Genomic DNA, 23,357 nt, shown 5'->3' on the forward strand with positions numbered 1-23,357 from the left:
GTGGTAATCCCCCGCAGTGACGGCGTTCGTCTTTAATTACTGCTAAATCGTTTAATGTTATGAAGAAGAGCTATTCCACTTCGAGGATGCAGGCCTGTCTATTAGGTTTGCTTTCCATCGCCACCGCTTTGCCTGCCAGGGCCATAGCGGGCGCGGAACAGGGTGTGCTCGACAGGAAGCTGACCCTGTCCGTAGAGCACGAAGCCTTCAAAGGTGTGCTGGAGAAAATCAGCCGGAAGGCTGACGTGAAATTCTCCTACACCCGCAATACGCTTCCCGAAAAAGAAAGAATTTCCATCAGCGCTAAGGATGAAACATTGTCTAAAGTTTTCTCTGCTCTGTTTCAGCCTTACAATATCAATTATGAAGCCATTGGCAGCCAGATAGTGCTGAAGCGCCAGCGCATCGGTACCATGGCCGGCGGTATGGATGTAATGGATGAAACCATTGCCGTACTGGCTTTTAAACAGGTAACAGGCGTTGTGCGTGATGCACTGTCGAACGCCGTTATCCCCGGTGTTACCGTAATGATTAAAGGTACCTCCAAAGGCACCACCTCAAACGGGGAAGGACGGTTTTCCCTCGAAGCTAATGAAGGCGATGTGCTCGTGTTTTCAGCCATCGGTTTTAAAACAAAAGAGATCACCATATCGGTCGACAATGCCTACACTGTTTCACTCGAAACCGATGAACAGGGGCTGGGTGAAGTAGTGGTTACCGCACTCGGTGTAAAGCGCTCCCCGCGCTCACTGGGATATGCCGTGCAAAACGTGAAAGGTAACGAGCTCACCATTGCACAGGCTCCCAACATTGCCCAGGGCCTTATGGGTAAAGTGGCAGGTCTCCAGATCAGCCAGGCTTCCGGCGGTGTGGAAGGCGGCTCTTCCCGCGTAGTGGTACGCGGCAACACCACCCTCACCGGCGATAACCGCGCTATGGTGGTGGTAGACGGTGTACCTATCAACAACGACCCCATCAACAGCAACGGTATTAATAACGGCGGCGGTAGCCTCGGTCTTAAACCCGGTTCAGATATTTCCAGTTACAACGACTGGGGTACAGGCCTTAATTTTATTAACCCGGAAGATATTGAAAGCGTAACCGTACTGAAAGGCCCCGCGGCAGCAGCACTCTATGGCGCACGCGGTGGTAACGGTGTAATCATGGTTACCCGTAAAAAAGGTACCCAGCGCAAAGGGCTTGGTCTCGATTATTCATTCTCTTCCCGCAAAACACAGGTATACGAGTTCCTCGATTTCCAGAACGATTTCGGTTCCGGCCTCGTAGGTTCCCTCTGGACGGCCGACCAGCCCAAACAGTTCCCTGTAAACGCAGGTGGTAAACGCTATCAGATCGGTACCTATTCCGGCTCATATGGCGCAGGCGATTATAAAACCGGCGCCTATGGCATGCTGCCTTATGATAACAGCACACAGGCCTGGGATCTCTTTTCCTTCCCCAGCGGCCTTTCCTGGGGCCCGCGGTTCGATAACCAGCCTGTACTGTGGTACGATGGCGTGGAACGCCCTTATTCGGCACAGCCCAATAACTGGAAAGACTTTATGCCCGATGGTTATGTAAACCAGCATAACGTATCGCTTTCCGGCGGCGGGGATTATGGTACAGTACGCCTTTCATATACCCGCGACGACAGTAAAGCGAACATCCCCAATTCCAAATACAACACCAACACCTTTAATCTCGGCTCCAGCATTAAAGTAAGCAAGATGCTGACTGCTGATGTTACTGCCAGCTATATCAGCTACTACCGCCTCAATACGCCTCCCGTAGGTTCCGGCAGCTACCTGGCAGGTATGAGCTATGCGGCTACACGTGATTACCGTTCGGATGTGGAAAAGATGAACAACTTTACGCCCCAGGGCGCCAGGAGGGATGTAACCAATTCCAGCAACTTCCCTGCAGGATCTCCTCCTTATCCGTACTATTCCTATATGGCCAATGCCTGGTGGAATATTGAAAAGAATAACACGGAGCTGCGCCGTAACCAGCTGCTGGGTGGTATCCGACTTACAGCTAACCTTACCGACTGGCTGACGCTCACCGGCCAGGGCAGCATCGATAATTCTACTGACGGAACAGAGGTGCGCGAATACCCTAAAAATATTCAGGGAACAGATGGGGCTTACAAAGAAGCCAATTCCCGCAACCTCAGCCGCAACCTTACCGCCATGCTGCGTTTGCATAAAGAAGGGCTATGGCATAAAGACTTCAACGCCAGCTTAACCGGTGGTGCTGAGCAGTACTACCGTAACGACTATACGGTGAGTGCAGCTACTAAAGGCCAGTTCCTCAGTCCGTTTGTATTTTCGCTGAAGAACGGTGCCGAGCAGCCTGATCCTTCCCAGGAGATCCGCTATGCCAAAAAGATCAATTCTGCATTCGGCTTCCTGGATCTCTCTTTCAGGGAAAATCTCTACCTGCAGGTTACCGCGCGTAACGACTGGTCATCCACCCTCGATAAGCGTTTTAATTCCTACTTCTATCCGTCTGCCAACCTTAGCTATGTATTCTCCGACGGCATTAAAGGCGTTCGGGAATCATTGCCCTGGATGAGCTTCGGCAAGTTGAGCCTGTCGTATGCAGAAACCGGCAGCGATACGGACCCTTACAGCATTTTCAATCTTTTGTATGTTAACAATATCAACGGGCAGGCTTCTCAGACCTACCAACCCACACTCAAACTGCCGGACGTAAAGCCTCAGCGCAGCCGGCAGTATGAGCTGGGCCTTCAGCTGGGCTTCTTTGAGAACAGGCTGAACGTGGAACTGACGGGGTATACCATGAAAACCTACGATCAGATCATCACCGGTACACTGCCTCAATCTTCCGGCTTTACAGCGGTGGTGCTTAACAGAGGATCTATGGGTAATAAGGGCCTGGAATTCGTGATCAATGCCACTCCAGTGCGCACACAGAACTTCTCCTGGACCATTGGTATCAACGGCGCACATAACAGTAACAAGATTCTTGCACTGGATGAAGGAGCTGATAATATTCCCATCGGTAACTTCTTCGGCGGCAGCGGTATCTCTACCCGCCTGAAAGTGGGCGACAGCTACGGAACACTTTATGGAAAGGATTTCACCTATCTGAACGGTAAGAAAGTAGTGAAGAGAGCCGTGAACCCCCAATCCCAGCTGCCCCTCACTTATACTACCGGTGGTAAAACATATTACGGAGGAACCGAGTGGGTGCTGACACCTACGGAGGTGCCTATCGGCAACGCCACACCCTGGATGACCGGCGGTGTTTCCAACACATTCCGCTATAAAGACCTCTCCCTCTACGTACTGGCAGATGCAAAGCTGGGCGGCGATACTTACTTCGGTACTTATGCTGCTGCGATGGGTAACGGCCTGCTGCAGGAAACCGTGAAAGAGCGTAACGGCGGAGGTGCTCCGCTGGTATATCCTGACGGTACTTCCTCCAACACAGGTATCGTTTTCGATGGAGTGTTTGCAGACGGAAAAGAGAATACGGATGTAGTAGCAGCACCATGGTACTACCTCAAGACTTACACTTCCTGGAACCACCTGGGTGTACCGCGTTCCGCATCGGTATTCGAGAATTCATGGATGAAACTGCGGGAAGTAGCGCTGACCTATCAGCTGCCGAATAGCGTGGTACGTAAAACGAGAGTATTCCAGGGGCTGAGCCTTTCGCTCATTGGCCGCGACCTGTTCTACATCTTTACCACCATTCCCAAAGGGCTTAACCCCGAAGGCGTGAACGGTATCGGGAACCAGCAGGGCATCGAATACTCTTCCATGCCGCGCATCCGCTCCTTTGGCTTCACTGTTAAAGCCTCTCTCTAAACTCAAAACGAACCGAACATGAAAAGAAAAATATATAGCCTGCTGGTCTTCGGCCTCCTCATCGGCAGCGCCGCATGCAGGAAAGGATTTGAAGACCTGAACAGACCATACAGTGATGCAGACGACAGCCGGATCAGCATACCCGGCTTGTACAACGGCATGGTAGAATCGTTCACCAAGTATGGCGACGATGCCCTGAACGTAAGTTTGCTGTATCCCATCACCAACCAGCAGGCTTACCAGAACACCCTGGCGCCTTATGTAAACTATGCAGGAGGGTACTGGGGGCAATACTATCCGGTATTGCAAAACTACCGCCAGCTGATGATGCTGATCGATAAACAGCCGGATAAGGCCGCATTTACCAATGTACGGAGCATGGCCACCATTCTCCTCGCTTCCCGCACATTACGGATGCTGGACTATTACGGCGATATCCCATACAGCCAGGCAGTAAAAGCAGCGGATGGTTCCACAAACTTCCGTCCGGCATACGATAAGCAGGCAGACGTGTATAAGAGCGTTCTGGCTGACCTGAAGACTGCCGTGGAAGGACTTACTTCAGCACCAGGACAAACCAGCATAGGTGCCTCAGAAAGCTTCCTGAAGAATGACCTGGAAGCCTGGCGCAAATTTGGTAATGCCCTGCGCCTCCGGTACGCCGTGCGCCTTTACAATAAGGAAAATGCACTCAGTAGCGGGATTATCACCGATATTATAGGCGGTAACAAGCCCTTACCGAATAATCAGAGTGTGGCAGCTGCCGATATCTGGAAAGACAACTTCGGACTCTGGCCTACCAACTTCTCTAACGCAGGTATTTTCGCGGCCCTCGATGCAAAATGGAATTCCTACGCAGAGCTGTCTATCTCCAATATGAGGATGAGCAGTAATGTCTGGCAACAGCTTTCGTCCAGTAATGATTCCAGTGGAGCAGGTATTTTCGATCCGCGTACTTACGTATGGTTTATGACAAGTAACCGCGACAAATGGGCGCCCCAGCCGCAGGATGGTTCTCAGTCGGAAGGTGGACGGCCCTTTGAAGGAGGCATGACCACTCGCAGGGCTATCGGAGCTGATATAGCCAATAAATTCTCAGCTGTAAACTTCAACCTGGCCGCGGATCGGGTGTATTATCCCATTCTTATCATCACGGAAGCAGATGTGCATTTCCTGAAAGCAGAAATCTATCAGCGCGGTATGGGAGTGGCAAAAGACATTGTGAAGGCAAAAGCCGAGTATGAAGCCGGATTGAAAGCTTCCGTGAACTTCTGGTACGGATACACCAATAATTCATCTTTCTGGCCCAGTAAGCCTGCCGCGCCTACAGCCGGCCAGATGATTGCTTTCCTTACCAATCCGAAAGTGCTGTATAATGGTGCCAACGATGCAGATGCATTGCGTAAGATCGCCACACAGGCATGGCTGGCCACTATGTTCCAGCCCTGGGAAGCCTGGGCCATTGTACGGCGCACAGGCCTCACGCCCAAAGACCCGAATTATACACCCAGTGTAGTGAATAAACTGCCTTATCCTGACGACGAAACCATTAATAACCATGATAACTGGCAGAAGGCGACCAATGGTGCCAGCCCTGGCCAGCAGGTATTACAGAAAGTATATTGGATGCCTTGAGCTAAGAGGTCGGAAATGGAGCACTGACCCGGGCTGCCTGCGAAAGCGGGCAGCCTTTTTTTATCGTGCGTAAAAAAAACACTTATTCCACTACCTGCGAATCAATATTTTTACGAACTTAGTATGAAGCGTATAACAAACGCTTCTTTTTTGCCGGTTATATGCAAACGATTGCACTGTGAGGGAGATACACCGGCCAAACGACAGATTCCACGGCGATGAAAGCGATGCATGATTTCCCATCGTAAACATCCTCCACATTCCACCGCCCCGGGGCCGTGCAGGGATTTAATTGCCTTGCATTGAAGCACCCGGCATCAGCGGCACGTCTGCAGTAAAACGTAACGCCATGCGGCATCCGCATGCGCTAAACGCCCGTACTGTATGACCTTATACGCACATACCGCCACACCACGCCACAGGTGCAGGAGCCCGGCAGCTCCCGCAGGCATTTCCATGGCCATTACGGCCCATCGTTCCATTTATTCGCAGGCTTTTAAAATTCCATGTATGAACAAGTTTTTCCACCGGCTGCCATGCAATTGGCGCACTTCACCGGGCACCCTGCTGGCAGGGCTCTTCCTGCTGCTGCTGCCCGTATTTGCAATGGGGCAGTCGCGCAACATTTCCGTTAAGGGCACGGTTACCAACCAGCAGGGAGAAGGGCTGCCCGGCGCCGCTGTAGGTGTACGCGGTTCCTCCGAAGGCGTAGCCACAAAAGAAGACGGCTCTTTTACCATCAGCGTTGCTCCTAATAGTGTATTACGTATTTCGTATGTAGGATACACCACGCAGGAGGTACGCATCGGCACTGATGCTCCGGCAAACCTCCGTATACAACTGGCCGCAGACAAGGGCGACCTCAATGAAGTAATTGTGGTGGGATATGGTAAACAGAAGAAATCGGACGTTACCGGCTCCATCGTTTCCATCAGCGAACAAACCCTGAAGCAAACGCCGGCGAACAATATCAGCGCGGCGCTGCAGGGCCAGGCCGCAGGCGTGGATATCCAGAAAGGCGGCGGTAACAATAAGCCCGGTGCCGCACCCCGCATCCTCATCAGGGGCAACCGCTCGCTGAATGCCTCCAACGATCCGCTGTTTGTAGTGGATGGCATCCCTTATAACGGGAATATCAATGACCTTAACCAGGACGATGTAGTGTCTGTTGAAGTATTGAAAGACGCTTCTGCCACGGCCATCTACGGGTCCAGAGGCGCCAACGGCGTCATCCTCATTTCCACCCGCCGCGGTAAAGCAGGTAAAGCACGTGTTACATACAGCGGATACGCCGGAGTGGTGAAGCCCCGGGGCAAATTCCCCATCATGAACGGAGAAGAGTTTTTCCGTTTTAAACAATGGGCTAAATACTGGGGAGCCATCGGCACCAGCGGAGCTTATACGGGCATCGACGATCCGCGCCTGAACCAGGCAGGAGAGGAGTTCACCCCCACAGAAATAGAATCCGCGAAAGCCGGGCGCAGTACCGACTGGCAGGATCTTATCTATCATACCGGCACCACTACCGATCACCAGGTAGGCCTGAGCGGTGGCACGGAAACCACGCAGTATGCCCTGTCTGGCGCGTATTTTAAAGAAACGGGTATCTACTACGGTCAATCTTTTGAGCGCTTTACCCTCAAAGCCACGGTAGATCATGCATTCAGCAGTAAACTGCGCGTTGGCCTCAGCTCACTCAATAATTACAGCATCAATATGGGGGAAAGCAACAACCCCATGAGCCAGGCGCTGCGTGCCAATCCGCTGGCTTCCCCTTACGATTCTGCCGGCAACCTGGTGGGCTTCATCATCGGCAATGCCAACCAGGTATGGAACCCGCTGGCGAACGAAGTGCCCAATGCCGTTACTGAACGGAGGAAGCGCTTCGGTACGTTCACCAACCTCTTCCTCGATTACGAGTTCGTGCCCGGACTGAAATACCGCTTCAACGCAGGTGCGGAAATCAGGTCGGATCTGTATGGCAGCTTCTCCGCCAGCAACACCACCTATAATCTCGGTGCATTATCACGCTCGCTGAACCAGAACCGTTTTTCAACCAACTATACACTGGAAAACATTCTTACCTACGATAAAACGTTTGCCCGCAAGCATCGCGTGTTATTCACTGCCATGTACAGCTACCAGCAATCCAATTACCAGCGGAATGATTTTAATAACAACAACGTACCGGCAGACTTCCTCGAGTACTTCGGCCCTCAGTTCGGCCAGAACCATACGGGCACAGGCGAGCAGGAGCAGTGGGGAATTATCTCCTACATGGGCCGCCTTAACTATGCTTACGACAACCGGTATTTACTGACGCTTACCATGCGGTCCGACGGTTCTTCCCGCCTCGCCCCCGGCAACCACTTCCAGTTGTTCCCCTCTGCGGCACTGGGGTGGAATATTTCCAATGAAGCATTCCTTAAAGGCAATCCTGTTATCAATAACCTGCGTGTGATCGGCTCATATGGCCGTACAGGTAACACCGCCATTGATCCTTACCAGACGCTGGGCAGCCTGAGGGATGTGCGTTACAACTATGGTCCCGACCAGATGGTGATCGGCGCTTATCTCAACACCATTCCCAATCCTAACCTTACCTGGGAGTATACTTCCACTGCCAACATCCGTCTGGAATTCGGACTGTGGAATAACCGGATCAGCGGTTCTGCGGAATACTATCATCAGCGCACCAGCGACCTCCTGTTACCTAAAACCCTGCCGCCCACATCGGGTATTCCTGAGCCGATATTGCTCAACGTAGGGAAAACGGAGAACAAAGGCGTGGAGATTCAGCTGAGTACGCAGAACGTGGTGCCGAAAAGCAGGGAAGGATTTGGCTGGAGCACCGATCTGAACTTTTTCATGAACCGTGGTCGTATCACAGAACTTTCCGACGGTGTGATCAACGATATTTCCAACGGCCGCTTTGTAGGCCAGCCCATCGGTGTGTATTACGACCTGGTGCTGGATGGCATCTGGCAGAATACCCCGGCAGATAGTGCCATGGCGCGAGATTACAAGCAAACCCTCACCGGCAACGGTTCTGTAATCGGCAACATCCGTTACCGTGACGTAAATGGTGATAAAAAAATGAATGCAGACGATCGTACTTTCATCGGTTCCCCGCAACCGAAATGGCAGGGTGGTATGACCAACCGGTTCACCTACCGCGGCTTCGACCTTACCATCGGCGCCTTCGCCAGAATGGGTGGCATGATCTCCAGTAACCTGCATAAGAGTGGTAACGCTTTCGTACACACGTACCAGAGCAATTACAATAACCTGCGCGTGAATTACTGGACGCCCACCAACGGTGAAACCCGCTATCCCAAACCTAATGCGAACAACACGAATGCGCCCAACGTTAGCCTGCTCAGCTATTTCGACGGATCGTTCGTGAAAATCCGCAGTATCGGGCTGGGCTATACTTTCTCACCGGTAGTACTGAAAAGGATCGGACTGGGGAACCTCCGCGTATATTCCACCGTGGAAGATCCGTTCATTCTGTTCTCACCTTTCGTGAAAAAATATGGTGGCCTCGATCCTGAAACTGCCGGTAACCTTGCTGCGGATACACCTCCTGTATGGTCTGCCGTGTTTGGCGTTAACGTCACCTTCTAATCCGTTAAAAAATGATGTTATGAAGAAATATTACCTGATCCTCGCCGTAGCACTGGCTGCCGCAGGATGTCAAAATAAACTGAAGGAACAACCGCATGCCCTGATCACACCCGAATTCCTGAAAACTGCGCAGGGCTTCCAGTTAACGTACGATGCATGCTATGCAGGCGGGCGTACTGTGTGGGGGACGATGGATTTCTTCTTCCTCACCATCCCCGGTACCGATGAGTTCATTTCCGGAAAAGACGGCGGCAGTGATCTGAACCGGTATGCCAGCGGCTATACACCGGGAACGGGCACCATGCTGAACGTATGGCGGCCGATTTATCAATATATCAATAATTGTAACGGCCTCATCAATGCCGCGCCTGCCGTAAAAGGCCTGGATGCGGAAAAGAAGAAGCGGATGGTAGCGGAGGTGAAGTTCCTGCGGGCTAATTACTACTTCCAGCTGGCGCAGCAATTTGGCGACCTCACCCTTACCACGGAGTTCAATACCGCTCCCAAAACCAGTGCGGATAGGCATCCGCTGGCACAGGTGTACGACCTTATTGTGGCAGACCTGACGGAGGCGATGAATACACTGCCTGCCGGCCCGGGTGTAGACGGCGTCTTGCCTGGCAAGGCGCATAAGGCGGCAGCCATGCACCTGCTGGCAAAAGTGCTCCTCACGCGGGGATACAGCAAAGCGGCAAAGCCGGACGATTTCACCAAAGCAGCGCAGCTGGCGGCAGATCTCATCTCAACCGTAGCCCCGCAGGCAGGACTGGCCCTGCAGGACGATTTTGCGAATGTGTTTAAAGAAGGCAATGAAGCAAACAGTGAAGTGATCTGGACCGTTCAGCACACGGCTAACCTGCCTTATAACGGACCTAATAACAGCAGCGGGCACGATAACATCCTGAACCACCTCTGGGTGCCTCAATACGAGAACCAGGAAGGCATGCAGCGCGATGTGAGGTACGGCAGGCCCTACATCCGCGTGGTGCCTACCCGCTGGCTGACGGATACGGTATTTAAGGAAAGGGTCAATGATACACGGTATAATAAAACCTTTCAGACGATGTGGCTCAGTAACAACGGGGCCAAATTACCCAAGTGGCCCAACCCCTTACCGCCGGGTGCCCCCGCAGGTGCGGTATCCGGACAGCCTAAGTTCAACGTGGGAGATACCGCCATCTGGATGCCCGGTGTTGATGTAACGGATGCACAGATCAAAGCAGCACCCTATGCGCTCATTCCGCCCCGGAAATACTCCACGGCTATGAGTCCGGCTATGACGAAGTTCTATGATACCAAACGGCAGGATATGAACTATCCGTCTATCCGCCCAGTGATCGTGTACCGACTCGCCGATACCTATCTTATTGCCGCGGAAGCTTTGCTGAAAGCAGGAAGGGCAGGAGAGGCCGTGCCTTATATCAATGCCATACGGCGCAGGGCAGCTTTCCCAACGGGCAATGCCGCAGCAATGGAGATCACTGCTGCAGACGTGACGTTGGATTTTATCCTGGATGAACGTTCAAGGGAATTGTGCGGAGAGCTGACCCGCTGGCCCGACCTGGTGCGCACCGGTAAGCTGATAGAAAGGGTGGTGCTGCATAATACCGACGGACAAAAGAACATTCAGGCGCGCCACATATTGCGGCCCATACCGCAGGCGCAGATAGACGCAACTACTACCGGGCCTAAATATCCCCAGAACCCCGGCTGGGAAAATTGATGAATAGCATTTAATAAAAAGATCCGCCCGGTTCCGGGCGGATCAATTTTTTTTGCGTTTGGTTCGGGCTGTGCAGTAATCAGCGGGTAGCGGGCACTTTCTGCGTACGCATACGCTGCATATACTTACGGGCGAAATGCGCCAATAATACTACGGAAGCAATGCATAGACATGCCAGTTTGAATAATAAGCCGGTTTTCATAGGTATAGGGATTATAAGTTTACAAATAAGGTGAAAATACAAAGTGAAGGAAAATGCACTCAGGACATTGCCCGCCAGGATTCCAGGTGTTGCGAAAATCCTATACAGGTATCCTTTAACCTCCGCATATCGCGCTGCTCCTTTTTAACAAGCATTACTACGATAACAGCGATCAGCAAAACAGATACGACGATTCCAAAAAAAATAGTTTTCATCAGGATATCGATTTAAGTGTCAGGAAAGATTTGCCGTAATCCGGTGTAAATATAGATATTTTATTTATATAACTAATTATTTGAATGGAAATTTTATTGGTATCGAATTCACACGGATTTCGTTCAATAAAATATGCATTTTTTGATAACGCGTTATAATACGAATGGGGGATTTTGCCCCTGCGGTTGTGGCGCAGCAGGCTTACAGGTGCTTTAAACGTGGGAAGGTGAGTGGGTAATTGCAGCTTACTGCAGGGATAAAGAAGGGTTACTCCGTATTTAAAGAAGGGTAAAGGCAGGTAATACATATTCAAACCCGCTGCAGTAGCGGTACATATACAATACTGTATAGTAAAAGATACCTGTAAGTATACTTTAAGTTACTGCCTTGTAAACAGGAAGTAAGACAAAAGTAATTAGTAAATAAGGTGGTTGTAAAGTAAAAGCAGGTATACTGTTTGTTTTACGGAAGGTTAGTCTGGCAGTACATGGCTGCCGGAATTTCCATTACCCCTCCCCGGGGAGCCGGTGGATAAATCCATTTCGGGTTGAAAATCAATACAGAAGGTATAGTGCATAAAATCTACTTGGCATATTCCGCGAATCCTTTATTTTTGCCAACGACCGGGTTTTGCTAAAAGATTTAGTAAGGGGCCGGGGCTAACCCTACCCCAACGGTTTAATCATCAACAGGTTAACAGTCAGACTTATGGCAGAAAACAAAGAGTTGTTCAATACCTATACAGAGGATTCCATCCGCTCGCTCGACTGGCGGGAACACATCCGCCTCCGTCCGGGTATGTACATTGGTAAGCTTGGCGACGGCAGCAGTCCCGACGATGGTATCTACATCCTCATTAAAGAAGTAGTGGATAACTGTATCGACGAGCATATGATGGGCTTCGGCAAGCAGATTGAGATTAAGGTATCGGAACACAGTGTAACCATCCGTGACTACGGCAGGGGCGTTCCCCTCGGTAAGGTTGTGGATGTTGTGAGCAAGATCAACACCGGCGCCAAATACGACAGTAAAGCTTTCCAGAAATCAGTGGGGTTGAACGGTGTGGGTACCAAGGCTGTAAACGCCCTGTCCAGCTACTTTAAAATATCCTCTGTCCGCGAAGGCCGTATGAAAACCGCCGAATTCGAGCGGGGCGTACTGGTGAAAGACCATAAGGAGAACGATACAAAAGATAGCAACGGTACCATCGTAACGTTTACACCCGATGATACCGTTTTCAAGAACTATCACTTCATACCGGACTTCCTGGAGAACCAGATCTGGAACTATTGCTTCCTGAACGCAGGGCTTACCATCCAATTCAACGGGCAGAAATACATCTCTAAAAACGGGCTGCTCGATCTGCTCCAGCGCAAAACCAATCCGGATGATCTCCGCTATCCCATCATTCACCTGAAGGGAGAAGATATTGAAGTGGCTATCACCCACGAAAACCAGTACGGCGAAGAATACTACTCGTTCGTTAACGGCCAGCACACCACACAGGGCGGTACCCACCTCGCGGCTTTCCGGGAGGCTTTGGTGAAAACGGTGCGTGACTTCTATAAGAAAGATTATGATGCTACCGACATCCGCGCGTCTGTATGCGCTGCCATCGCAGTGCGGGTACAGGAGCCGGTGTTCGAAAGCCAGACCAAAACCAAACTGGGGTCGCTCACGGTATCGGAAGGCGGACAGTCCATGAAAGCCTTTGTACTGGAATTCCTTAGCAAACAGCTGGATGATTACCTGCACCGTAACCCTGCAGTGGCCGAGGCGCTTAAAAAGCGTATTGAGCAGAGCGAAAGGGAACGTAAAGAACTGGCCGGTATTAAGAAGCTGGCCAACGAGCGTGCTAAAAAGGCAAACCTGCACAACCGTAAACTGCGCGACTGCCGCTTCCACCTCAACGAGGAAGCTACCGGCAAGCAGAAGGAAGACCAGGAAACCAAACAGCGTGAAACCACCATCTTTATTACGGAAGGTGACTCCGCGAGCGGTTCCATCACCAAATCCCGCAACGTGGAAACACAGGCGGTATTCAGTTTGCGGGGTAAACCACTGAACTGCTACGGTCTTTCCAAAAAGATCGTATACGAGAATGAAGAATTCAACCTGCTCCAGCATGCCCTCAACATCGAAGAAGGCCTGGAAGGGTTACGTTACAATAACATCGTGATCGCTACCGATGCCGATGTGGACGGTATGCACATCCGTTTGCTCATGCTCACCTTCTTCCTCCAGTTCTTCCCCGACCTGGTGAAGAACGGGCACGTGTTCATCCTGGAAACGCCTCTGTTCCGCGTTCGTAACAAGCAGCAGACGATTTACTGCTATAGTGAAGAAGAGAAGCAGAAGGCAGTGAAGAAACTGGGCAGCAAACCGGAGATTACCCGGTTTAAGGGTTTGGGTGAAATCAGTCCGGATGAGTTCGGACAGTTCATCGGAGAGGATATGCGCAAATCGCCCATCATCCCGTCTCAGGAAATGCCAGTAGCGAAGATGCTGGAATACTACATGGGTAAGAACACGCAGCACCGGCAGGATTTCATCATCAGCAACCTCCGTTATGAGAAGGATCTGGTGGAAGAAACCGCGGAAGCGTAAAATATTAAGCAGAAGAGAATACCGACAATGATATTGCATATTGTATTCGGGCAGCAAAGCGTCACCAATCTGAAGGCGGCATTTGAACTGGACCCGCAGCTGGAAGGGGAGATATTATGTTATGAAGACGATCTGGCAGTAGGTCCGCTCTTCATACTCGACACGCCCGACGGGCGTGCGGCCCGCCGCGACTGGTGGAATGCTGTACAGGAAATTACTGTACCGCAGCCAGCAGAGGGGGAAACGATCCCTCCGCCGGAAGATCCCATCCGCAGCCTTAAAGGCCGCCTACGGGAGGAAGAGGAACTGGTGATATGGATTTGGGCAGGGCAGAACCCTACCGATGTTTGCGGGTATTACTGGCTGATCAGCCAGCTCGACCGCTTCTCGGGCCGCATCCACCTCATCTATCTCAATAATCTGCCATTCCTGAATGAAAAGAACGGCGTGTTTTATCCCACTCATCTGCATCAGATATTGCCCAAGGAATACCTGAAGGCGCGTAAACTGGCCCGGGAAGTATCTTTAGCGGAGTTTGAGCTGGATGGTGACGAATGGCGCAGGCTAATGAATGAAAGCGCGGGTGTTCGCCTGCTGGAAGGCGGGAAGAAGATCCGTGGTGAAGCTGCTAACTATTATGACAAGGATTTGCTGGCGGCAGTGAGCAAGGAGTTTGCGAAAGCGAACAAAGCAGCCAATGCTGTGATCGGCAAAATGAAATACCCTGTGATGGACCATTACCTGAACTGGCGCCTGAAAGAGCTGGTGAAGGAGGAGAAACTGGAAGCACGCGGGGAACTGAAATCTTTGAAAGATTACGAAATCAGGCTACCGGGTGGCGGCGGAGAATCCGAAGCACCCGAAGCTGCAGAAAATGCATAACCGATGACACAGCCAGATATCCAGCCTATGACCCTGGCAGGGGAAGATGACCGGGGCCGCAATTACCAGTGGGAATGCTTCCGTACGGGTACTTTCATCCTCTGCTACCGCAACGCCGGCAGCAGCAGTGGCCAGCATTACCATGAGGGTAAATCAGACTACAAGAACCCGGAGATCATGTATCTCCTGAGTGGTACTGCCGAACTGCACTGGTGCCCGCTGAACGAATCGGAGATCAGGATGGATATCGTAAAGGCGCCTGCAAGAGTGGAAATACCCGTCAATATCTGGCATCAGCTGATTGCGGTTACAGATTGTTCTTTCATGGAGCTGAACACGATGGACGACGTAATGATCGATTCCGTTCGCGTATGGCGCGAAGATTTCCTGGCAGGGAAACGATAGTTTTTACTTTTCTGAATTTAGTATATGAGCAATACAAAAGAAACACCGGATGAATCACTGCATGGCGCAGCACACGTAGATGAGAAATACAAGGACTGGTTCCTCGACTACGCTTCCTACGTTATCCTGGAGCGCGCGGTACCCGGCGTGGAAGACGGGCTGAAACCCGTACAACGCCGTATCCTGCACGCCATGAAGGAAATGGACGACGGTCGTTTCAATAAGGTAGCCAACGTTATCGGGCAAACCATGCAGTACCACCCGCATGGCGATGCTTCCATCACGGATGCCATGGTTAACCTCGGGCAGAAAGAACTGCTCATAGATATGCAGGGTAACTGGGGTGATGTGCGTACGGGCGATGATGCGGCGGCTGCCAGGTATATTGAGGCACGCCTCTCGAAGTTTGCACTCGATGTAGCTTTCAATAATAAAACTACCGAATGGCAGCTGAGCTACGACGGCCGTAAAAACGAACCGCTCGCTTTGCCCATGAAATTCCCGCTGCTGCTTGCACAGGGCGCAGAAGGTATTGCCGTGGGCCTCAGCACCAAAATACTTCCCCATAACTTTAATGAACTGATCGACGCTTCCATTAAATACCTCCGCGGCAAGAAATTCGAACTATACCCGGATTTCCTCACCGGTGGTATGATAGATGTTGCCAACTATAACGACGGCAGGCGCGGTGGTAAAGTGCGCGTTCGGGCACACATCGAGGAAAAGGATAAAAAGACCCTCCTCATTAAGGATGTTCCCTATGGCGTTACCACTACGGGGCTCATGGACTCCATCGTAAAAGCCAACGACAACGGTAAAATAAAGATTAAGAAGGTAGTGGATAACACCGCTGCTGAAGTGGAGATAGAAGTGCAGCTGGCGCCCGGTATATCGCCCGATATCACCATTGATGCCCTGTATGCCTTCACCGACTGTGAAGTATCCATTTCCCCCAACGCCTGCGTGATCGTGGAAGATAAGCCGGTATTCATCGGTGCATCCGACCTGTTACGCCGCTCTACCGACCTTACCAAAGAACTGCTGGGTAAAGAACTGCAGATCCGCCTTGCGGAACTGGAAGAGAAATGGCACTACACCTCGCTGGAGAAGATCTTCTTCGAGAAAGGTATCTATAAGGAGCTGGAAGAAAAGCATAAAGACTGGGAAGCCGTACTCGTGGCCATTGATAAAGGCTTCGGTCCATATAAGAAACTGCTGAAGCGCGAAATCATGCGCGAAGATATCGTGAAGCTTACGGAGAAACCTGTACGCCGCATTTACCGCCTCGATATCAATGAACTGAACGAACAGATCAAGAATATTGATGCAGAAATCAAACAGGTGAAGCACGACCTCGCCAACCTCACCGATTTCGCCGTTTCTTATTTCGAAACGCTGCTTAAGAAATACGGTAAAGGCCGTGAGCGTAAAACAGAGATCAAAACTTTCGATACCATCCAGCAACAGTCGGTAGCCATTGCCAACACCAAACTGTACGTGAACCGTGCGGATGGCTTTATTGGCACCTCACTGAAGAAAGATGAATTTGTAGCGGATTGCTCCGATATCGACAACATCATCGTATTCCGCCGCGATGGCGTTATGCTGGTAACCAAAGTGGCCGATAAAACCTTCGTAGGTAAAGACATCATACATGTGGACGTATTCCGTAAGGGCGACGAGCGCATGACCTACAACATGATTTATGTTGACGGTAAAACCGGGTACAGCCTGGCTAAGCGCTTCAACGTAACCGGTATTACCCGCGATAAGGAGTACCACCTCGCCAAGGAAGATAAAGGCTCCAAAGTGCATTATTTCACTGCCAACCCCAACGGTGAAGCAGAGGTAGTGATCGTGAAGCTCAGTTCCAACTGCGCCGCCAAGAAGAAAGAATTTGATTTCTACTTCGAAACCATTCCCATCAAGGGCCGCAGCTCCATGGGTAATGTGGTGACCAAATGGCCCATCCGCTCCGTGAAATTCAAGGAGAAAGGCGTATCTACCCTCAGCGGACTGAAGATCTGGTACGACGATGCCGTTGGCCGTCTGAACACAGACCAGCGCGGTGTGTACGTAGGCTCGTTCGAAGGGGATGATAAGATCCTGGTGTTCTATAAAAACGGTACTTACGAACTGACCAACTTTGAACTCACGAACCGGTATGATGCAGATGATGCAGTGTATATCGAGAAGTTCAACCCGGAAAAGATCGTATCGGCTGTATACTTCGATGCCGACAAGAAGCAGCATAACATCAAGCGCTTCAAGATCGAGACGCAAACGCTCAACAACAAGTTCTCCTTCATCAAGGAAGGCGCACAAAACCGCCTCGAACTGGTGACTACGCAGGCAGAACCCGTGGTAGTACTGCGTACCGGCAAGAAGAAAGACCCTGAAGAAGAGGAGATCTCACTGCATGAAGCATATGAAGTTACCGGCTGGCGCACAGTAGGGCATAAAATAGCCGGAGATGACTTTGTAAGCATTGAACTGATCACGGAAGATGAGGATGCAGCGCCGGAAGATGACGAAACCGGCAATGTGCAGGGCGAATTATTCTGATAATCAATTATTTATTATAAGGGCGCAAAGGATTTATCTCCTTTGCGCCCTTTTTGTTGCTATATGCGGATTATCCGTTATTTTTAAGAAAGGGCAATACCTGCCCGCTGTGTGCTGAACCTGTTTTTTAATTCCTGACCCTTGAACCTTCGCCCATGAAGAAAACACCCCTTTTTCTACCGCTCATGCTGCTAACCCTTACGGCATCCGCGCAAAAGTCTCCTAACAAGCCATCCAACATCTTCCTGTCTAAATTACCGAACGGACTGGAGCTGCTGGTACTGGAAGACCATTCCGTACCCCTGGTGACCATCGAAATGGCCGTACGCAACGGTTCTTATACGGAAGACGATGAGTTTAACGGTCTTTCCCACCTCTATGAGCACATGTTTTTTAAAGCCAATAAAGACATTCCCTCTCAGGAGCGATACCTCGAGCGTGTACAGGAGCTGGGCATATCTTTTAACGGTACCACCAGCCAGGAGCGCGTGAATTACTTCTTTACTCTTGGCAGTAAAGACCTGGCTAACGGACTGCAGTTCATGAACAGCGCTATCCGTTACCCCCTGTTTCTGCAGGAAGAGATGAAGCGGGAGAATCCTGTGGTGGACGGGGAGTTTCAACGGGCGGAATCTAACCCGGCCTGGTCGCTCTTCGAGAAAGTAAACCGTAAAACCTGGGGCGCCCATTACTCACGAAAGAACCCCATTGGTGATCACGATATTATCCTCACTGCCACACCCGAGAAAATGCGGGTTATCAAGGATAAGTATTATTACCCCGACAATTCCATCCTCATGGTAGCGGGGGATGTGAAGCATGAGGAAGTATTCAAAAAAGCGAAAGAGCTTTTCGGCGACTGGAAGGCGGCTGGTTTCGATCCGTTCAAGCGCTGGCCCATTCCGGAATTTGAACCACTCAAAGGGAAAGACAGCCTGCATTTCGTGACCACCAGCCCCAACGCCCGGGTGCCTATGCTGCTGCAGGTATGGCACGGACCCGATACGCGGAACGATCTGAAGGCCACCCTCGTTGCCGATGTATTCTCCTACATCCTCACACAGAAGAACTCTAAGTTCCAGAAGAACCTGGTAGACAGCGGGTATGCCCTGAACGCAGGGATCAATTATGCCACCCAGAAGTTTGTGGGCCCCATCCAGATCTTTTACGTGCCTAACCCGGCTAAGTTTACCGGTGCTTTTAAAGCCCTGCAGGCGCAGATAGACCAGTTTGACAGTGACGACTATTTCACCGACGAACAGCTGGAAACATCCAAGATAAAGCTCGCTAACAGTGAGAAGTTCAGCATGGAATCCACTACGGATTACATCCATTCCCTGAGCTTCTGGTGGGCCTCCGCTTCGCTGGATTACTACTTCGATTATATCTCTGAGCTGAACAAGGTAAGCCGGAAAGACATCCAGGATTACGTGCGTAAATACATCAAAAGCCAGCCTAACGTAGCCGGTCTGCTCCTGAGCCCGGACATGCAGAAACAATGGCAGGTAACCGACCTGGATGCTTTATACCGCTAACCTCTTAAACAACGATCATGAAACGAATTATCTATATCATATTGTGCGTTTGCAGCAGTACATCACTGTTTGCCCAAACCACGAAAGAGCTGCAGGTGGATGGGATTAAAGTGATTTTCAAGAAAACGGAAAAGTCGGTAGCCACGGTAAACCTCTGCATCCGCGGGGGCGTGGCAAATATCACGGAAGCACAGCAGGGGCTGGAGCCGCTGGCCCTGCGTACTGCTTTGAATGGTGGTACGGCTACCGTCAGTAAAGAAGCCCTGTCTGCCGAACTGGAGAAGCTGGGTACGGATTTCGAAGCAGGTTCCCGGAACGATTTCTCTCACATGACCATGACCTGCCTCCGTGATAACTGGGACCGCAGCTGGGCTCTTTTCAGCGACGCCGTATTGCACCCGGCCATGGATGACACCGAGTTTAAACTGGAGCGCGACCGTATGGTATCCGGCGCAAAACAGCTGGAGTCTGACCCTGACCAATATCTTCGTTTGCTGGCTACCCAGCAGCTCTTTGCCGGGTCTGACTATGCCAAAAGGGTAAACGGTGAGCCCGCCACATTGGAAAAACTCACACTACAGCAGGCGAAAGATTATTACAAACAGTTGCTGGGTAAGAAGAAGATCTACCTCGTGATTGTGGGTAACCTCAATGAGCAGGACATTGTTGCTAAAGTGAAAAGCACACTGGCAGCGCTCCCGCAGGGCGATGCCCCCCGCACGCCTACCACTACCGGCATTAAACCGGGTGTTAAGATCAATAACCGCGACCTCGCTACCAATTACATTGTAGGGATGGCAAATGCTCCTAAATATTATTCGCCCGACGGGCCGCTTTTCCAGTTTGCCATGAGCATCCTGTACGACAGGTATTTCGTGGAGCTGAGGACCAAGCGGAGTCTTTCTTATGCCCCTTCTGCCGGGTATAACAACAGTTACATAGAAAACCCTATGGCCCAGCTGTATATTACTACCATCGATCCTAAGCAGTCGCTGGAGGTGATGACGGCCATCATCAATGATGTGAAGGAGAACGGGTTTAAGCCGAAGGAGGTGGAGAACAAAAAGAAATCGTACCTCACCAACTACTACATGACTAACCAGAGCAGCGGTGCACAGGCGAATGTTATGAGTACCTGTGAGGCTTCCGGGAACTGGAGGATCTTTGATGAGATCAATACCCGGATCGGTCAGGTGAAAACGGAAGATGTGAACCGCGTATTCAGCAGCTACCTTACGGATGTGCAGTGGACGTATCTTGGGAAAGAAGATAAAGTGACAGCAGAGGATTTTAAGCAGCCCGCACCGTCTAAATTGCCGGCTTCTAAAGTGAAGACTACAGGGAAGAACTGACCCCTGATGGATGTATAAGATGCCGGGGCCGCCGAAGTGGGGGACCCGGCATTTGTTTGTATGGCAGTTAGCGGGTATTCCTGCAATTCGTATTTTTGCATGGCAACCAAATGTAATACCGCGCCCGATGAAACATTACCCTTTATTATTCACCCTTGCCCTTGGAGGCGCTGCCTGCGAAGGGCATCATTCCTCTACCAGCCGTGATACTGCAAAAGCGCACGCTCCCGTAGCTGCGGTGCGGGAGATCACCGATACGGCGCAGTATATCGCTACAGGCAATCCGGATACGGCTCTTGCATTGTTCCTTTACAAAGAGGCCTATGCCTACAATTATGATCTGCATAAAGATGAGTATGTGCGGTGGTATACCGAACGGTCGAAAATACGGAGGGTGTACAACAACATGTTTGCCGCACATGCAGACTATGAACACCGGCTGGTTGCGGCAGACAATAATTCACGTGTGTTTCTCAATGCTGTAAGGATGCGGGTGTTCGATGATTTTAAGAGGAACCGGGCATTGAATGATACTTTGGAAACGGCATTTCTCTTCCGCATCCGGGATAAAGTATTTTATGAGTTGCTGAACAAGATCAAGGACAATCCGCAGAAACTGAAGAAGCATCGCGAACTGGCGCATCAGCTGTTAAATCAGTGGTGATATTCAGCCCGTATTTTTTTATTAACTTGTGGCTATGAAGCACTACACATGCATGTTTGCGGCTATGCTGGCAGTTGGTTGCATTTCTTCCGAACGGCAGCAGGAGAATAGCGATCAGCAGGAAATACAGGCCACGAGCCAGGCGGTGCTGGCCACTATTGAGAAGAAGGATGTGAAAGGCTTCCGGGCGCTGGTAGGTGTGCCGCTGGATCAAATCGGACAAACGGAAGTAACACTTACCCGTAAGTTTGAAAGGATATGCGATGTATATGCCGAATACATCAAAGGTGAAAGGCCGCCGGTGTATGTAACCGACTCCGTTTCCACATTCAATAAAAGGGTGGTGTTTGTACCCATATACAGCGGCAAGGGGCTGAAAGGTACGGTAGGACAGGTACGTCTGATGCTGCTCTTTGGACCTAAAACGCATTACAAATACGATAAGATCTCTGATATTGCGCTGCAAATCTTTAACCACAACACAAACGATCTCCCGCTACCTGATAGTGAATTGCCTGCGCCCTGATGCTAAGTTTAAAGATGTATAACTGCTGAAGTGTGCGACGCAACGGAGGCTGATTATTGATCTGAAGGCGGCTTCGGCAGTGATTTGATTCTGATTTTTCCTCCAAATACTTCATCAGGCCCGGGAATATGAGCAGGGTTGAGGCTGTCAAAATATTTAATGTCATCATATCGCCAGCTGCCTATGGTATATTGGTTTATCAAATGTTGATTGCGATAAGTAATATGCAGATATGATTCAGATGTTTTGCCATAATTCTGCGAACTCCTTTTCATGCTGAATTCAGCGGTAGTGCCGGAAATTGAAAATTGAGTATTGCCATCAGTATACAGGATGTATACCTGCGCCTCTTCGATTCGGATACATTCTATGAAATACTGTTCGCTGTTTAAAACATATACACCGCTTAGTAACAGGAATATGATAAATGAAACGATGAGGAATGTTAAGGAGTTGGCAACAAACGCTATCAATCCACTAAATATCAGCACGAATACTGCCAGTATAAGGATGCCTCTGATGACACTTTTACGGTAGGGATATTTCCGTATAAAAGTCCATTCCATTGTAATGCCGGTTAATTCTTCTTCTTTTTCTTCTTCGCGTCTTTCTCTGCCTGTTTTGCGGCTTCTTCTTCCGCTATTTCGTCGTAGGTTTTGGGTTCTCTAAGATTGGATTTACTCTTGTCTAAAGGCACGCCTACAGGTACTTTACCTTTCTCCAGTGCATCATGGAATATCTTTTCGATATGCACCCATTTACCGGCCTGCCATTTGAAGCCTTCATAATCCATGTCGGGCACCAGTGTATGTTTCTTTACTTCTTCGCCCGTTTCGGAAATAAGGTGGTCGTAAACGATAATGCCGGCTTCTTCATTGAAGTTTAAGCTGGCAGCAGCATCACGTTTGTATTCGAGTATGAAGCGGTTACGGGTGGGCTTGCGGGTAGTATCTTCCACGAAACTGAAGAAGGGGCCACCGAAAGTAGGCTGACCTTCCTTAAACGTGAGTACTTCTGCGATCTTCTTCTGACTGCGGAGGTTGTTGGCGTCCCATCCGAAGAGTGTGTAATATTCCGCGTTGAAATACCGTCGCTGGATCATGGCATAATAGAGACATCCATACCAGCCCTTATGGTTGGTAATGGTATCCGGGTTAGCGGTATAATCAGAGTTATCGAACAGGGGGAAGAGTTTCAGGGAGCCGTCTTTCGTATTCATCTGAATCACCCCGAAATGCCGGAAGGTACCGTTGTCGAATTCGAGGGGCCAGGTAAAGATGCGGAAGGTACTGTCTGCCGGGTATACCCGCGCCATGGTTTTCAGGGAATCGAAGGGGTAATAGTAGGAGTAAGGCGTTTTGAGGGCCTTCACGAGCGCGGGGATGAATTCATCGTTGCGGACGCTGCGCGTTTCCTGTGTTTTACCGTTGATGATATCGTAGCTGATGGCACGCAGGGTATCCTGCTGGCTGTCGAGCGCAGCCTTGCCTGCCGCAGGGAGCTTTTGGCCCATGGCGGTGGTGGCAGTCAGTATGGTGAAAATGAATATAATGGCTTTCATGGTACTTGTTTTAATAACCCG

16 protein-coding genes are annotated in these 23,357 nt (G+C 50.5%); 12 read left to right on the forward strand and 4 right to left on the reverse strand.

Annotation, left to right across the window (positions count from 1 at the left end; genetic code table 11):
- Window positions 1-59: 59 nt before the first annotated feature.
- A complete protein-coding gene (locus tag DEV76_RS17110) occupies window positions 60-3,836 on the forward strand; it encodes a SusC/RagA family TonB-linked outer membrane protein (protein ID WP_109699144.1) in 3,777 nt (1,258 codons plus the stop codon).
- Window positions 3,837-3,854: 18 nt separating this feature from the next.
- Entirely contained in the window at window positions 3,855-5,471 is a 1,617-nt protein-coding gene (locus DEV76_RS17115; protein ID WP_109699145.1) for a SusD/RagB family nutrient-binding outer membrane lipoprotein, read from the forward strand.
- A 317-nt stretch (window positions 5,472-5,788) separates the two neighbouring features.
- Here DEV76_RS17115 and DEV76_RS25975 read toward each other — a convergent pair whose 3' ends face one another.
- On the reverse strand, window positions 5,789-5,953 hold the full coding sequence (locus tag DEV76_RS25975; protein WP_157962942.1) for a hypothetical protein: 165 nt from the start codon (window positions 5,951-5,953) through the stop codon (window positions 5,789-5,791).
- Window positions 5,954-5,981: 28 nt separating this feature from the next.
- On the opposite strand from DEV76_RS25975, the gene DEV76_RS17120 reads away from it, so the two are divergent.
- Both DEV76_RS17120 and DEV76_RS17125 read left to right on the forward strand, forming a co-directional pair.
- Window positions 5,982-9,098 (forward strand): SusC/RagA family TonB-linked outer membrane protein, encoded by a 3,117-nt coding sequence (locus tag DEV76_RS17120; protein WP_157962943.1) that lies wholly within the window; start codon window positions 5,982-5,984, stop codon window positions 9,096-9,098.
- Window positions 9,099-9,117: 19 nt separating this feature from the next.
- The gene (locus tag DEV76_RS17125) at window positions 9,118-10,821 is read left to right on the forward strand and encodes a RagB/SusD family nutrient uptake outer membrane protein (protein WP_109699147.1); all 1,704 of its coding nucleotides are present in this window, start codon (window positions 9,118-9,120) and stop codon (window positions 10,819-10,821) included.
- A gap of 79 nt (window positions 10,822-10,900) precedes the next feature.
- On the opposite strand, the gene DEV76_RS26290 is transcribed toward DEV76_RS17125, so the two are convergent.
- A complete protein-coding gene (locus tag DEV76_RS26290; RefSeq protein WP_262509832.1) occupies window positions 10,901-11,023 on the reverse strand; it encodes a hypothetical protein in 123 nt (40 codons plus the stop codon).
- Window positions 11,024-11,947: 924 nt separating this feature from the next.
- On the opposite strand from DEV76_RS26290, the gene DEV76_RS17135 reads away from it, so the two are divergent.
- The 8 genes from DEV76_RS17135 to DEV76_RS17170 all read left to right on the forward strand — a co-directional run bounded on the left by DEV76_RS17135 (window position 11,948) and on the right by DEV76_RS17170 (window position 21,775).
- Window positions 11,948-13,846 (forward strand): DNA topoisomerase IV subunit B, encoded by a 1,899-nt coding sequence (locus DEV76_RS17135; RefSeq protein WP_109699149.1) that lies wholly within the window; start codon window positions 11,948-11,950, stop codon window positions 13,844-13,846.
- 27 nt (window positions 13,847-13,873) lie between these two features.
- Complete coding sequence (locus tag DEV76_RS17140; protein WP_109699150.1) at window positions 13,874-14,728, forward strand: DUF1835 domain-containing protein; 855 nt, start codon at window positions 13,874-13,876, stop codon at window positions 14,726-14,728.
- Window positions 14,729-14,731: 3 nt separating this feature from the next.
- Window positions 14,732-15,133, forward strand: a complete 402-nt coding sequence (locus DEV76_RS17145; protein ID WP_109699151.1) for a cupin domain-containing protein — start codon at window positions 14,732-14,734, stop codon at window positions 15,131-15,133.
- Between the two features lie 24 nt (window positions 15,134-15,157).
- A complete protein-coding gene (locus DEV76_RS17150) occupies window positions 15,158-17,698 on the forward strand; it encodes a DNA gyrase/topoisomerase IV subunit A (protein ID WP_109699152.1) in 2,541 nt (846 codons plus the stop codon).
- Window positions 17,699-17,853: 155 nt separating this feature from the next.
- Window positions 17,854-19,233 (forward strand): M16 family metallopeptidase, encoded by a 1,380-nt coding sequence (locus tag DEV76_RS17155; RefSeq protein ID WP_109699153.1) that lies wholly within the window; start codon window positions 17,854-17,856, stop codon window positions 19,231-19,233.
- Window positions 19,234-19,250: 17 nt separating this feature from the next.
- On the forward strand, window positions 19,251-20,585 hold the full coding sequence (locus tag DEV76_RS17160) for a M16 family metallopeptidase (protein ID WP_109699154.1): 1,335 nt from the start codon (window positions 19,251-19,253) through the stop codon (window positions 20,583-20,585).
- A gap of 127 nt (window positions 20,586-20,712) precedes the next feature.
- The gene (locus DEV76_RS17165) at window positions 20,713-21,249 is read left to right on the forward strand and encodes a hypothetical protein (protein ID WP_109699155.1); all 537 of its coding nucleotides are present in this window, start codon (window positions 20,713-20,715) and stop codon (window positions 21,247-21,249) included.
- A gap of 34 nt (window positions 21,250-21,283) precedes the next feature.
- On the forward strand, window positions 21,284-21,775 hold the full coding sequence (locus tag DEV76_RS17170; protein ID WP_157962944.1) for a hypothetical protein: 492 nt from the start codon (window positions 21,284-21,286) through the stop codon (window positions 21,773-21,775).
- A gap of 53 nt (window positions 21,776-21,828) precedes the next feature.
- Here DEV76_RS17170 and DEV76_RS17175 read toward each other — a convergent pair whose 3' ends face one another.
- Together DEV76_RS17175 and DEV76_RS17180 are read right to left on the reverse strand one after the other, a co-directional pair.
- Window positions 21,829-22,341, reverse strand: coding sequence for a hypothetical protein (locus tag DEV76_RS17175; RefSeq protein WP_109699157.1), 513 nt, complete (start codon window positions 22,339-22,341; stop codon window positions 21,829-21,831).
- Between the two features lie 11 nt (window positions 22,342-22,352).
- Complete coding sequence (locus DEV76_RS17180; RefSeq protein WP_109699158.1) at window positions 22,353-23,336, reverse strand: hypothetical protein; 984 nt, start codon at window positions 23,334-23,336, stop codon at window positions 22,353-22,355.
- Window positions 23,337-23,357 lie beyond the last annotated feature (21 nt).

This window comes from Chitinophaga deserti, assembly GCF_003149455.1.
Classification (GTDB): domain Bacteria; phylum Bacteroidota; class Bacteroidia; order Chitinophagales; family Chitinophagaceae; genus Chitinophaga; species Chitinophaga deserti.